Origin of the sequence: Candidatus Cryosericum septentrionale (assembly GCF_003570995.1) — a bacterium.
GTDB classification, from domain to species: domain Bacteria; phylum Caldisericota; class Caldisericia; order Cryosericales; family Cryosericaceae; genus Cryosericum; species Cryosericum septentrionale.
The window spans coordinates 1-14,279 of sequence record NZ_QXIY01000042.1 but is presented as its reverse complement, the minus strand read 5'-3'; the positions used below and the strand labels follow the sequence as shown (position 1 = coordinate 14,279).

Below are 14,279 nucleotides of genomic sequence, written 5' to 3'. Positions count from 1 at the left end.
ACATAGATCCCTGTGTTCACAGTGTCCGAGAAAACCTCTCCCCATGATGGCTTCTCAAGGAAGCGTACGATATGTCCTTCGGAGTCGGTGATGACAATGCCATACTCCAGAGGGTTCTCCACTCGCGACAAAGTAATTGTCGCAGCTGCCTTGTGTTCGCTATGGTACTGAACTGCTTTGGTGAGGTCGATATCAGTGACGATGTCGGCCGCAATGACCAGGAACGTCTCCTGCAGGCTAGCTCGCGCAAGCCCAACAGCTCCGGCGGTTCCAAGGTCCTCCTGGCTCGTGACATACTCGATCTTTACACCGAAATTGCTGCCGTCACCGAAGTAACTGCGTATGGCATCGGGCTGGTGATACAGGATGACAACAAGGTCATCGAACCCGTGCTTCTTGAGCAGTCGTATGATGTGCAGCATCATAGGGCGGTTGGCGAATGGAACCATTGGTTTTGGAAGATTGACCGTTAATGGGCGTAACCGGGTACCAAAACCTCCTGCCAGAATGACTGCTTTCATGAGGGCGCCTCCATGGAATGGTACAATGCGAGATATTCGCGCGCGCTAGCTTGCCATGAGAAGTCGCAGGCCATGCCAATAGCCTGGATACGTCGGAACGCGTCGCCGTTGGCGTATAGCCTAACGGCACGTCTCACGGCGTCAAGGAACTCGGACGGTGTCGCGTCATCGAAGCTGATGCCATTCCCCGTCCCTGTCTTGGGATGGACATCCTGGATCGTGTCCTTCAGCCCGCCCGTTCTTCGTACCACTGGGACGCTTCCATAGCGAAGCGCAATCATCTGCGACAGGCCGCACGGCTCGAACCGCGAGGGCATGAGAAAGAAGTCCGATCCGGCATACATGCGGTGTGCCAGACCCTCGTCGAACTTCCGGCTGAGCACGAAACGTCCGGGATAAGCGGCAGCCTTTGCCACCAGAGCCGTCTCGATTTCGGTATCGCCCGTGCCAAGGACCATCAGGCTTATGGGAAGCGACATCATCTGGTCGAAGGCGCCGAGCAGGAGGTCGACTCCTTTCTGGGCAACCAGTCGTGACACCATGACGAACAAAGGACGGTCGGGCTCTGCCGCGAGTCCGGTTTCCTGCAACAGGCTCTCCTTGTCCTGCACCTTTCCGGCAAGCGATGAGGGACTGTACATATGCGGCAGTGCTCCATCTGCGGAAGGATCCCAATAGGAGCAGTCGATACCATTGAGAATGCCACTCAGGTGCTCACGCCGCGTAGCCAGAATACCATGGAGCCCGAAACTGTACTCGTCGGTCTGGATTTCGCGGGCGTACGTCGGAGAAACCGTATTGACTTCGTCGGCCCAGACGATGCCCCCTTTGAGGTAGTTCACATTGCCGTAGAACTCGAGGCCGTGGACGGTGAAGACTGAACTCGGCAGTCCGATATCAGGCAGGATCTCGGGGGAGAAGAGTCCCTGGTAGGCGATGTTGTGGATCGTCAGCAGCGTCTTCTCCCGGCGCTTCGGATAGAGGACGCTCAGATAGACGGGCAGCAGCGCAGCTTGCCAGTCGTGCACGTGGATGACGTCAGCGCCGCCAAGTGCGACGATGGTCTCGAGTGCGGCGCGCGCAAAGAATGCGAACCGCATCCAGTTGTCCGGATAGTCACCTTCGTGCGTATTGTAGAGGCCGTCACGCTCAAAGAATTCGTTCTGAGCGATGAAGTAGGTCTGCTGGTGGCGGAGGACCGTGTACGGCAGGGCCCTGCCACCCATCGCCAATGTGCGGGTCATAACCTGCTCCAGCGGCAGGTTTTTTGCCATGATGGTGCGATAGAATGGCAGAATCAGGAACGTGTCCGCCCCGAGCATATGCAGAGCTGCAGGAAGGCTGCCCGTAACGTCTCCGAGACCGCCTGTCTTGGCATAGGGCATTGCTTCCGAGGCCACAAAGAAGACTTTCACAGCTGTACCTCACGCAGGAACTGCGCCGTTTCTTCTGGTATCGTCGGATTGATATAGAAACCCGTTCCCCACTCGAATCCAGCAGTGCGCGTGACACGAGGCATGATCTCAATATGCCAGTGGTAGTGGGGAAGACCCTCGGTGTTGAGAGGGGCCATGTGCAGGACCAGGTTGAAGGGCGGATCGTCAAGCACTCCGCGCAGCCGTTGCAGAGTGCGTTTCAGCAGACCCGCGAGTTCCAGAGAATCGTTCCGCGTTGTCCGCGCATAGTCGCTTTCGTGCTGCTTGGGCAAGATCCAGGTCTCGAAGGGGAAGCGCTGGGCAAATGGCACGACACCGATGAACCGTTCACTGTCCTCGACGACACGTTTGCGGTCGGACAGCTCTTGCTGGATGAGGTCACAGAAAACGCACCGGTCTTTGTACTCATAGTATTGCAGAGCGCCCGTTAATTCTTCCTGTACGCTCAAGGGCACGATGGGGAGGGCAATGATCTGGGAGTGGGGGTGCTGCAGAGACGCACCAGCCTGCGCACCCTTGTTCTTGAACACCATGACATACTTGAACCGCTTGTCGCGGGCGAGGTCGACGATGCGGTCGCGCCACGCCCAGAGCACTTCATTGATCTGCATCTCGGGCATCAGCGCCATTTCCTCGTCATGGTTGGGAGTTTCGATGATGATTTCATGTGCGCCGATACCGTTCATCATGTCGTACATGCCCTCACCACGTTTGTCCATCGTACCTTCGATTTTCAGCGCCGGGAACTTGTTGGGGACGACGCGCACCCACCAGCCCGGCTCATTGGGTCTGGAGTCGGCCCTACGGTATGCGAGGATCTCGGGCGGCGTACTTGCCTCGTTCCCAGGTTCGAATGGACACTTGGACAGATCGGTCAGACGGTCCTCCTTGTCTGTCTTGAAGTTGCTTGGGCGCAGCGCGCGTTCGGTGGCAATGATGACCCACCGTCCGATGACCGGGTCTTTGCGCAGTTCCGGCATTACGCCTTCCAGACCTCGTTCAGACGTATATGTTCGAACACAGGATCATCCGATCCCGCCTGACTCGTCGGGAGCTGACCCGTGCCCTCAACGGCTGCAAACAGCGCACGTACCTTGCGGTGGTGCTCGAGGAACCTCGCTGTGCCATAGGTGCGGGCTTGTCCAGTGGTGATCATGAAGGGCCAGTCCGAGCTCTCCTCCAGAAGGATCTCCCGCAGCAGCATGTCCCCCGTCTGGCCGTGGAGCTGAGGCAGAAGATCGATGAAATGGCGCTGGTCGTCGCGGATGTTGTCCCAGATCCACGAGGTCTCGGGGTTCATCCACGTGCTGTGGTCGCCTCCTGCGCCCCAGCTGGATTCGCGCAGCCGCCCGAGGGGCAGATCGCGCTCGGCCAGTACTGTTGTCGGGGCGACTACCGAAATGGATTCCTTCGCGGCCAAGTCGCGGAGCACGGCGGCAATCCATCCAGACCCCTCATACCACCAGTGCCCAAAGAGTTCAGTATCGTAGGCCGCTACCATCACACCCGGGTCGCCAGTGAGTCTCTCTCGTTGCGCCGCGAGGTCCCTGACCAGTGAAGCGAAATGCGTGGCGTGTTCTGCAGCGCGCTTGCGCGCTTCGCCCGGTCTGTAGAGCTCCTTTGCTCCCAGATCAGTTTGTTTGCTGGTAATGCGCCAGTACTGCCACCCCGAGCCTTCGCACCGCTTGTGGAACTCGCGATAGGCGCCGTTTCCAGGATAGCCGAGGTCACGGTCCCAGACCTGTTTGCTCGTTGCGGGGTTGCGCAGGAAGACTGCGATGTCTGCGCCGATGTTCCATGGGGTCCATGGAGCCTCAGTGCTCGTTGCAATGGGAATGTGCACGCCAGTGTGCTCCTGTCCAGTGCCGGCATCGAATGCGGCTGCATCCGCAATGAAGTAGCGCAGGCCCTCCTCGGCCAGAAGACGCTCGACGCCTGGGATATAGCCGCACTCCGGCAGCCAGAATCCGCTTGGCCTGCGTCCCATCCAGTGCTGATAAACCGCAATTCCAGTGCGGATCTGCAGCCGCCGGGACTCGTCGTTGCCAAACAGCGGCATGTATCCGTGTGTGGCGCATGATGTCAGAATTTCGAGGCGACCGCGTTCCTGCAGGCTTGCGAAGGCCCCCAGCAGATCGCCGCCCAACATGTCGAACTGTCGAAGACGCTGATCCAGTTCTTCACGGTAGAACATGTTCAGGTCGTGAGCCTCTGGAGCATCCGGAAGACGTGAGACGTCCTGTTCTAGGGCCTTGCGTTTTACGTCGACCCACGCTCGGAAGCTGTCGACAAATGCGGGGGACTTGAGCTGTTCCATGAGGATGGGGGTTATGCCGACAGCAATGGTCGCCGGCACGTTGTCATGGTCCAGGCCTTCCAGTTCCTCGAGGAGAGGGAGGTACGTGTCGAGGGCAATCTGATGCAACCACTCTTCGCCGAAAGGCCAGCGTCCCTTGCCAAGGACGTAGGGCAGGTGCGAATGCAGAACCAGGACAAAGCGACCATTCATGTCAGCCTCCAATCTCAAGGGTCAGGTGCCGCGACGTTCTCAGGTCAAGCGCAATGGACACTGTCATTCCCTGGTAGACGGTTTCGATGCCGCTCTCCGAATTCGAGACTGTCCTTATCGGAGACAGTTCCACATGGACAGGGGAGCTGGTCCGTACCGAGAGACGATGAGATTCGGTCCCGATGGTGAAGGAGTTCGCCACGAACGAGCGTTCTCTGTCTTCCCACCACAGAGCCAGGTTGAGCTCGCATACATACCAGTCCTGTGGTGCCCCGATCTCGAAATCGACACGGAGCCCTCCCTCACTCGGCGCGAATGTCTTGACTATCAGTCCGGATGCCTCGAACCGCGCCCAGGTCTGGCCGAGTCGTGCAGAGTACTCCTTCATCACAGGCTCACTGCCTGTGGCAGCATCAAGTGACGGACCAAAGCGATCTATGAAGCTGACGCGCATGTGATCGTCGAATTGGAGTGTGCCAGACACATCAGGATCCTTGAGGCGCAGAGTCTCATGGATGTTGGCTACTCCCTGCATCTCACTCTGCGACGTGGCTTCGAGCATCCGGTCATGGAAGGCCTCGTGGTATCGTGTCATGACGTTGCTCCACGACCATGCCTGTCGCAGGTCGTCCCACAGGACCAGGCGACCGCCGCAGACGTGCAGGAAGAACATCTGGTGCTCGGTTGCCATGACGACCTCAGGTCGCCCGTCAGCGTCTGTGTCCTGCAGCCACGCGCCCAATCGTCGCTCCGGCATCAGCCGTTCGGCTGTGAGCAGCTCGGCGTAAATGGCGTCACGGAGGTGGGGAAGATACAACCCTCCGAAGATGCCGTGCCAGTAGGCACAGTTGCACTGACTCCGCAGGTAGTGCATACGGGCCTCACTGTCCGCATTTCCCAATTCAGACCCTACGAATAGCATGCGCTTGTGCATGCGATTGGCCTCGGGGTATCGAGCCAGGTAGTTGCGGAACGTCCCTCCACTTACGAATGCGCGGTTTTCAGGACTCACGCTGTCCCGTAGGTCGGCATATGCTTTCTGTCGCGAAGCTGCCAGGGACCACTCTTCCATCTCAACGTATGAGCAGGTGGGCAGGTAGACGCGTTCCCGTGGTTTGAGGGAAGACACAGCTTCGGCGACGGTCACGGTGGTCACATCTTCTGCATCTGTCAGTGCCTGGAAGAAGCGTTGCAGCCACCCATGGGCGTAGACGTGATCGTACGTTCCAGGCCACAGGCCGAATTTCTCACCATCATCGCCGTAGACGAATATCTCCGTGTCTTCCCCGAAGTCGCGGATGAAACGCAGTGTTTCTTCCGGTTCTGACCAGGGGATCCTGTAGCGCAGCTCCTTGAGGATGGGGAAGACAGTAAGTGTCTGACCCTGGTCCTCGGTGACATAGGCGTGGGTCAAGTCTGGTCCCTGGAGACCAATCTTCTCGAATCCATTGTCGTCCACGAGAGTCCACTGGACGCCGGCTCGTGCCAGACTGCTTGCGAGGTCGGGCTCCCAGACCCGCTCCGCCAGCCAAAGACCAGTGGGGCGACGTCCAAATAGCCTGAGCAGCTCGTCACTCATCAACTGGATCTGCTGGATGCGATCACGCTCGGGAAGCAGCTGCAGAATTGGCTCGAAGTAGCCGCCCCCGACCACCTCGAGCTGGCCCGAAGCCACCAGATTGCGCACGAGGTCCAGATACGTTGACGTGGGATCTTGTTCGATGAATTCCAGAAGAGGCCCTGATGTGTGGAGGGAGACCTTGATGCGGGGGTACCGGGAGAGTGTTTCAAGGAACGGCACGTACGATCGGTCGATGGCCTCGCGGAAGACGTAATCGAAATTCCCCACCGGCTGATGGTTGTGGATACAAAGACACAGTCTTTTCATGTCATACCTCCCGGTGTTGCAGCTCGTAGTCGGCAGCAGGAAGTTCGATAGACATAACACCATGGGTGGGGACGGCTGACATTAGGCGTCCTTCTCCCAGGACCACGATGGAAAATGTGATGGTGTCCCCGCGTCGCGCCCGTAGAGTCTCAAAGGGCAGGCGGATCTGAAGTGTCTCCCCCAGGGCCCACGTCATTGATCCCCAAGGCTCTATCGATGCTTCGGGCTCGCCGTTGTCGCGGCGGATGACCAGATGGGTAGTACCACCGGGCGACGTGAACCGTACCTCCACCCGCAGGTCCCTTGCCGTGGCTGCCTGAGGCCCAAACTGTATCAGAAGGTACATGTCTGAGAGGCTGTAGCCGATCCGCACCGACGTGACGACCGGCGCTCCGGAGCTCATCGCTCCTCCCCCGCTGTCGGGCCTGATACGGTGCGCAGATGCCCAGTCGAAGTCTCCAGGGGGGCCGCCATCGATGCGAGGGCTCACGAGGCCGGCGGGCAGGATGGGGACGATCGTTGGGCCGCCATCAAGTACCGGAACGAGGAGGCGATCCGGGATCTGCTTCCCTGCCTGCGTGTAGACGTTGGCCAGGTGTCGCCGATACAGGTCGTCGAACTGAACAGCGGTCTGGGAGGTGCGATCGCGTCCATACCACCAGTTCCAGTCTGATCCCTCGGCCGCAAGCAAGGACATGCGCGAGCGTTCCTGTTCAGCCGGGTCAAACCGTGCCCAGTCCTCCCGGGTCGCCTGAAGGTACTGCCACGCTCTGTTATCTTCATCCTCGCCTATCCAGACACGGAAGTTACCATCGATCCACGATCCGGGACGAAAGTCTGGCATGGGCGTCGCGGGGCAGTGCTCGATAGCTTCTCCTACCGTGCTCAGGCATACACCCGGCTCATCGGCAAGTGCAGCATACAGTGCTCTCAGAAACGGCGCCCCTCCCTCTGGATAGAACTCCCATGCGTTCTCTCCATCCAGGATGATCGAGAGGACACCGGGTCTGTCGAGAGCGTCGCGGATCGAGCGGACACGGTCCAGGAACTGCCCGACAGCAAGTCCTTCCACCATCGAGGCATACAAAAAGCCTATGGCGTCGGAGAGTTCCCTGTCCCGGAATACCATAGTAATTTCTCCTGCCGTGGTCTGCGCCCGGTAAGGATGGTACAGCACCCGACGTGGCTCGCCAGGGAGCTCCCGCAGCAGGATCTCCTCGTCGGTGGCGGTCCAGGAGAAGCCCGCACGAGCGATCTCGGCCACGGCATCCTGGGACACGCTTCCCTCGGAGGGCCAGCACCCGCGCACGCGCTGGTGCAGCAGGTTTTCGACAGTCTTTTTGCCGAGCTCGAGCTGCATGAAGGCATCCTCAGGGTGGCGGAAACCAGGCTGTGGGAACGGAGTGTCCTGAACGGAGCGGGCGACGTCGGTGTCGATGAGGAGGGGGATGATAGGGTGTGCGAACGGTGACGTCGCCAGTTCGACCTGGCCGGATGTGGCAAGCTTCTCCAGTCTGGGAAGGAAGTTTCGCACAAGTTCCTGCTGAGCTTTGACAAGGGCTGTGCGGTCCTCCTCGGTATAGTCACGGGATTTCGCCAGAAGTGTCGGATCCACCAGACCTGCCTGGAGGTCACTGCGGCATGTCCAGGCAAGTATGAACTTGCACTGAAGGTCGCGCAGATCCTGTTCGGACCAGGAGCCGGGAGGCTCGTTCCTTAGACGGTACAGCTCTGCATAGCGGGCGTCGGGGTCGATGATGCGTTTACGGTTGACATCGAAGAACAGGCCGATCAGCCGCATTCGCTGGTCCATGCCTAGCCTTGTGACAGGGGTCGATGTCAGCTCAAGCCATTCGTCGCTGGACCTGCCATGCGCGTATTCGTCAAGCTGTGTCGCTAGGACCGGAGTGACGTTGATGGTGACGTGCACAGCAGGTTGTTCCTCCAGGAGCTCGAGCATCATCGCGTAGTTGCGTGCGCAGTGAAGCCGAGTCCACGGAAGCAGTGCTGTTCCCGACGTGAGATCCTGATACTGTGGCTGGTGGAAGTGCCACAGGAAGCATACAGAGAGAGACTCCGGCATGGTCAGGAGCGTCCGCGTCTCGTTCGGTTTCCGCCATCTGCGCGTGTATCCTGTGGTATCGCAGCAGGCCACAAGAGCTGGCTTTCTCGGCACTGGGCAGACATTCGGCGTGCCGTACACGGTGTCCGGCGCTCGGGCGTGCAGGCGTATGCATATAAAGTTGTTTGTCGGAATCCCATCATCACGTTCATCGTAAAGGCTGCTCCTCTCATGCGAGGTACTGTTGGATCATTTTCTCCGTGACGCCGCGATGTTTCGCGACGTCGGCATAGAACCATCCGCTGGTACGAACTGTCCTCTCCAGCGTGGCGTAGTCCACTGCGACGATGCCGAATTTCGCGCTCAGGCCCTCGATCCACTCGAAGTTGTCCATCAGGGACCAGTGATAGTAGCGCTGTACGTCTACACCGTCCTCGATGAGCCGACTCACCTGGAGAAGGTGATCGTAGATGTACCTGGTTCGGAAGGCGTCCTTGGCGTCGGCCGTGCCATTCTCGGTGATGAAGATGGGGGTATGGTAGCGGTCCCAGTACTTCTTGCAGACACGATACAGCCCCTCAGGGTACAGCTCCCACCCAAGGTCGTTCTTCTGGCTGTCTTCGTGTACTTCAAGCCTCCCCAGCGGGTTCGCGGACTTGCCGGAACAGTCGACGATGTCGCGCGTATAGTAGTTGATGCCGAGGAAATCGAAGTAGCGACCCTCGCCGAGAGGGTATCCCCCGCCCAGCGGCGAGAGGAGCCTTCCCTCGCACATCCCTGTGACGAAAAGCTCCTGGAAGAGCCTTTCGTACATGCCTGCCGCCCACCGTTCGCGACCGTTGCCCTGCTTGGGATCGAACAGCCTGAGGTGATTGGCGACGCCAACCATCGTATCATTGTAGCCATTGGAGGCACGCACCTGATGGATCTTGCGATAGGACTTGATGTGTGCCGTGATCATGTTGCGAGCGCCCCTGAAGTACTTGGTGATACTGATGTCGCTCGGCGGCCATCCGCCCGTGACGTATCCCTTCGCGAGGTAGACGTTTGGCTCGTTGATGGTGCACCAGTCGCTCACGAGGTCGCCAAGGTTCTCGACGACATAGGCGGTGTACCGCTCGAACAGGTCGACTACGGCCGGGTTGACCCAGGCACCCGCGTCCTCGAGCCACAACGGGTTTGAGAAATGGTGCAGCGTGACAAGAGGCCTGATTCCGGCGTTCACCAGTTGCTGTATCTCGAGACGATAGTGGCCAATGGCGTCCTTGTCGAACTGCCCCCGCGCCGGCTCGATGCGGCTCCACTCCAGACTCATCCGATAGGTCTGCTGACGGAGCTGCTTCATTAGTGCAATGTCTTCAGTTACCCTGTTCCAGTGATCGTCAGCTATAATGCAGCTGGTGCCATCCTTGACATGACCGGTCTGAACCCAGCGATACCAGCTGTTGTTGCGATCACCACCCTCGATCTGCAGCGAAGCTGTCGCCGTGCCCAGCAGGAAACTCTCTGGCAACGCAAATGGTTCCATGGTCATACCTCCTTGTCTGGTGCTGCCGCTGTCAGCAGTATGCCTGAATCGACCGGCCGCGCAACCCGCGCTATGGGCACTCGCAAGACCGTGTGAACGCCCTGCCGCTCTGGGGTTGCAGCTACCCCGTTCACGGTCCATCGATCGGATGCGTCGGGGACGCCGATCAGTGCTTCGCCTTCGAGTTGGGCGGCGTCGAACCGCCGGAATACTATGGACGTTTCGTGGCACTCGAAGTGCGCGACATCGAGTCCCGGGAACAGATGGGTCGTCGTTCCGAGGAGTTCAACGTTGTCGCCGCGCGCCTTCCGGAGACAGGTCGAATCGAAGGGAAGGAGCTGCAGAGGCTCTCGTCCGTCGATCAGGTACCCATTATGGTAGTATATACCAGGATCCAGGTCTATCGTGGCAGGTCGGGAGCCCAGGTTGGCAGCGACGACGTGTGTGGCGTTCTCCGTGCGCAAGGTCAAGCGCCATGCGTCACCGAATGGTCTGGCCTCGTCGACGGCCTTCGCAGAGAACGGAAACTGGGAAAGGTACTGTCTGAGCTGTGGGTCCGTGTAAGATGAGATGTCGTCTGACGTGAAGACGAGGCCACCCATCGCCTGGTTCACAAGGAAAAGCGTGCGACGCTGTGCCTCCGTCAGACCGTTTCCGGTGTCGCGAAGGATGAAGACGTCCGGATCGTTCCAGAACGTCATCCCGTTCAGATGCCGTCGGCTGATCGCATTTTGCAGTGCGCAGACTGTCGATACCCGCTCGCGGTAGTGGATCGTCGAGAGCAGGCGGTCCTCCCACTTCAGGGCGACATCTCCACCAATTCGGCAGAAGTCGACCTGTCCAAATGTAGGACCGAGTGGAACGCCACATCCCAGAATGAGTTTGTCCCCGATGATGTCGCGCAGGAACTGCATGGATTCGGACATGACCTGGCCTCGTGTCTTGCCCTCGGGGGCTTTGCGGCAGGCGGCGTACAGGAAGTCGAGCTTGACCAGATCGAAATGCCAGATGTGCAGGACCAGGTTGAAGACATCGCGGAGGTAGGAGCGGACGGCCGGGTTCGCCATATCAAGCGAGTAGAAGAAGCCGCTCCAGCCCGGGTTGTAACCAGCCTTGACGGGCTTTCCGTTGTCCTCCGTAAGGAACCAGTCGGGATGATCGCGCAGCAGGTCAGATGTCTCCTCGGCGACGAAGGGTGCCAGCCACAAGCCGGCTTTGTAGCCGCGCCCATGGATTGCATCGGCCATAGCCCCCATCCCGTCCGGGAACTTGGCATTAGTTGCCAGCCAGTCGCCGACGGCATGTTGCCACCCGTCGTCGATCTGGAAGGCATCGAGAGGGACCTCGTGTTCGCTCAGAGCTTCAAGATTGTGCTGGATAATCTCCTGCGTGACACCCGTGTAGTAGTTGTACCAGCTTGTCCAGCCGGTCAGAGGTGGCGTCCGGAGACGTCGGAGGCCAAGGAGGTCGAAATAGCGGCCGAACGTCTCGCGGTCCGTTCCAGTTCCCATATACACGTCGTACAGAACATATGGCTCTGTAGGCATGACGCCTCCGCATTCCTTCTGGAGGGTGACCCTTCCTGCGGAGGCGGTGACCGTCACCAGTGTGAACCCTGTATGCTCGGCCAGTGAGGCAAACAGAGTCAGAAGATCAGATTCGGTCCGAACGTATCCATAAGTCCAACCATGGAAACGCCCAGGAAAGCCGGGGTTTGTGACGTACTCGTAGTCGCCGTACATGGAACACCGTGAGCGGGCCAGCCTGTTGAGCGAAGGGATACGATCTCTGGGTCCCACCTCACGTGATTCTGTCCATGTCTGGTAGCCATTCACGAAGATGCGGCTGGCTGGTGGAACAGGAATGGGGACCCGCAGTTCCGCTGTGAGCAGCTTCACCGTGGTATGAGGCGTCACCGTGACGGTCCAGCGCTCTCCAGGAGCAGTTGCGCTTATCGTCGACGCAATGACGAGGTCGTCGTTTTCCGCTTGCCCGTCCAGGTCGAAGTTCAAGGTCATGACGACCCCCTTGCGACGATAGGTCAGTTTGCCCCTCACATCTTCCATCCTACCCCTCCCCGGTCGTTTCGTGGGCACCATCAGCCGCGTGTGTCACATAGAATGCAGGTTCCAAACCAGTCGCTGCCAGGTAGCCGGATCGAACCGAAACCGTGAAGTCTGGAATCTCGGCCTGCTCGACGAGCGCGATTGCACAGCCTCCGAAACCGGCACCCGTCATGCGGGCCCCCAGACATCCTGGAGCCTGAAGTGCCGCACTTACGATCGCATCGAGATGCGGTCCGGTCACTTCGTAGTCATCCCGAAGCGACGTGTGAGACTCCGTGAGCAGTCTCCCGAATGCGGCCAGATCGCCGGTCACCAGGACGCGAGCGGCTTGTTCCACCCGTACCTGCTCCGAGATGACATGACGTGCTCTTCGCCGCAGAACCGGGTCCGAAACATGGGACAGTACATCGCTCCATGGAGCGTGGACAAGGCCGTTTCGGGGCGCGTCTGTTCCGAGAAGTCGGAGAACGGCGTTACACTCGGTTCTGCGTTCATTGTACTTCGAGTCGGCGAGTCGTCGCGGTCTGGACGTGTTCATGATGATCAGAGCGTGTTCCCCCAGGGCAACAGGAACATAGTGGTAGTCCTGCGATTCGCAGTCGAGCAGCAGAGCACAGTCCTCCTTGCCGAACGCGACGGCGAACTGATCCATAATGCCGCAATTGACCCCGACAAACTGGTTCTCTGCCTTCTGGCAAAGCAGGGCGATGGCCCTGAGGTCGCTCGTGGGGGCCTCCGCGAGTGCGAGAAAGGAAAAAGCGGTCAATACTTCCATGGCGGCAGAGGACGAGAGTCCGGCTCCCTGCGGAAGTGTCGTGGTGAAGAGGATATCGATTCCCCTCAGATCCACTCCCTGAAGAAGGAGTTCGCGGAGGACCCCCGCGGGATAGTTCCCCCAGCCGCGAGCAGGGTCGGGTTCGATGGGTCGGTCGAGATCGATCTCGACGGCCAGCGGATCATCCGATGAGCGGAGTCTGATGAGGTAATCGGAGCGGAGCCGGCAGGCTGCGGTAATCCCGAGCGTGACCGCGGCGGGCATGACCAGACCGCCGTTGTAGTCGATGTGTTCTCCGATGAGGTTCGCTCTACCGGGAGCGAAAAATGATCGGACCTCACGGTCCCCGGAACCGTAGAGATGCACAAACTCCTTGGCAAGGAACGGACGCATGCTCACGGTTTCACGTCGGTCTGCTCGAATCTCCTGCATGCTGCCGCAAGAGCCGGTGCAGTGTCCTCAACGCGCAGAGGATTGCATGCTGCCCACGCGCCCATCTCTGAGGAGGCATAGTATTTCACGGTTGTCTCGTTGCGGAGTGGGGGGTAGAACTCGATGTGAAAGTGGTACGACTCCTCGCAGCCGGCATCTTCTAGGCTGTTCACCGGTGTCTGGTGGATGCACATCATGTATGGGAACCGCCGGGCGAACAAGAGGTCGAACCCTCCCGTGAGGGTCTTGAGCATGCGGGCGAGGTCCGTCCGTTCCGAGGACGTGAAATCGAGGAAGGATCCCTTGTGCGCACGGCTCGCGACAAAGACGCCATATGGATAGTCGGTGAACGACGGGATGTACGCCACAAAACTCCCGTTTGACAGCACGACGCGCCGGCCATCCGACATCTCCTCTCGGGCAAGGTCGCAGAACAGGCAGCTTCCATGTTCGTCATGCCAGGCGCGTGCACTATCCAACTCTGTCCGGATCTTCAACGGGACAAATGGATAGGCGTAGAGCTGTCCATGGGGGTGCCGTATAGTGACGCCGACTTCCTCACCGCGATTCTCGAAGGGAAAGATGTACTTGATGCGAGGATCGCTGGAGAGAATCCGTTGCCTCTCGGTCCAGAGTTCTACCAGGCGCGTCAGATGCGCGACACTCAGGTCGTGGAGACTGACATCGTGTTGCGAAGAGTACAGGATGACCTCACACTTGCCATAGTTGGCCGCAACCGGCGATAGCTCTGATCCGACTGCGTCGGGTTCGTCGGGATCCGTCGTCAGTGCCGGGAAGTCATTGTCGTATTCGAGAACGTCGTAGGTGGACGGGACGTTGCCCGATCCAGGGCAGAAGGGACAGCCATCGGTGCGCAGGTTGGGTCGTGCCTGCCTGTTGCCTGCCACCATCGTCCATGTGCGCAGAAGTGGGTTCCATCGTAGTTCCGCCATCGTGGCCCTCCTGTCTCGCTGCAGTGCCGCAGCACTCGCTTTTTATCATATAGTATAGCCTAATACCTGCATTGGTACAGGCCGCGAGTTGCATCACGTTAAATCATCG

The 14,279-nt window shown here is 59.2% G+C and carries 10 protein-coding genes; all 10 read right to left on the bottom strand.

What is annotated here, in order from left to right; genetic code table 11:
* A partial coding sequence (locus SMC1_RS09185) for a nucleotidyltransferase family protein (RefSeq protein ID WP_133299415.1) occupies window positions 1–521 on the bottom strand: 521 nt, incomplete at its 3' end.
* Complete coding sequence (gene glgA / locus SMC1_RS09180) at window positions 518–1,936, bottom strand: glycogen synthase GlgA (RefSeq protein WP_119086477.1); 1,419 nt, start codon at window positions 1,934–1,936, stop codon at window positions 518–520. The genes SMC1_RS09185 and glgA, both read right to left, overlap by 4 nt.
* Window positions 1,933–2,937, bottom strand: coding sequence for a galactose-1-phosphate uridylyltransferase (gene galT, locus SMC1_RS09175; RefSeq protein WP_119086476.1), 1,005 nt, complete (start codon window positions 2,935–2,937; stop codon window positions 1,933–1,935). Before galT (SMC1_RS09175) ends, glgA begins: the two co-directional genes overlap by 4 nt.
* Window positions 2,937–4,466 carry a 1,4-alpha-glucan branching protein domain-containing protein gene (locus SMC1_RS09170; RefSeq protein ID WP_119086475.1) on the bottom strand — a complete coding sequence of 510 codons (1,530 nt, stop codon included), beginning with the start codon at window positions 4,464–4,466 and terminating at the stop codon, window positions 2,937–2,939. Before SMC1_RS09170 ends, galT (SMC1_RS09175) begins: the two co-directional genes overlap by 1 nt.
* A 1-nt stretch (window position 4,467) precedes the next feature.
* Window positions 4,468–6,354: an alpha-amylase/4-alpha-glucanotransferase domain-containing protein gene (locus SMC1_RS09165; RefSeq protein ID WP_165849408.1), complete on the bottom strand. Its 1,887-nt coding sequence runs from the start codon at window positions 6,352–6,354 to the stop codon at window positions 4,468–4,470.
* 1 nt (window position 6,355) lies between these two features.
* Complete coding sequence (locus tag SMC1_RS09160) at window positions 6,356–8,437, bottom strand: glycoside hydrolase family 57 protein (RefSeq protein ID WP_119086473.1); 2,082 nt, start codon at window positions 8,435–8,437, stop codon at window positions 6,356–6,358.
* 208 nt (window positions 8,438–8,645) lie between these two features.
* Window positions 8,646–9,944, bottom strand: a complete 1,299-nt coding sequence (locus tag SMC1_RS09150) for a glycoside hydrolase family 1 protein (protein WP_119086471.1) — start codon at window positions 9,942–9,944, stop codon at window positions 8,646–8,648.
* 2 nt (window positions 9,945–9,946) lie between these two features.
* The gene (locus tag SMC1_RS09145) at window positions 9,947–12,010 is read right to left on the bottom strand and encodes a glycoside hydrolase family 36 protein (RefSeq protein WP_165849407.1); all 2,064 of its coding nucleotides are present in this window, start codon (window positions 12,008–12,010) and stop codon (window positions 9,947–9,949) included.
* Between the two features lies 1 nt (window position 12,011).
* Window positions 12,012–13,178 carry a galactokinase gene (locus SMC1_RS09140; RefSeq protein WP_119086469.1) on the bottom strand — a complete coding sequence of 389 codons (1,167 nt, stop codon included), beginning with the start codon at window positions 13,176–13,178 and terminating at the stop codon, window positions 12,012–12,014.
* 2 nt (window positions 13,179–13,180) lie between these two features.
* Complete coding sequence (galT, locus tag SMC1_RS09135) at window positions 13,181–14,170, bottom strand: galactose-1-phosphate uridylyltransferase (protein ID WP_119086468.1); 990 nt, start codon at window positions 14,168–14,170, stop codon at window positions 13,181–13,183.
* Window positions 14,171–14,279: the final 109 nt, after the last annotated feature.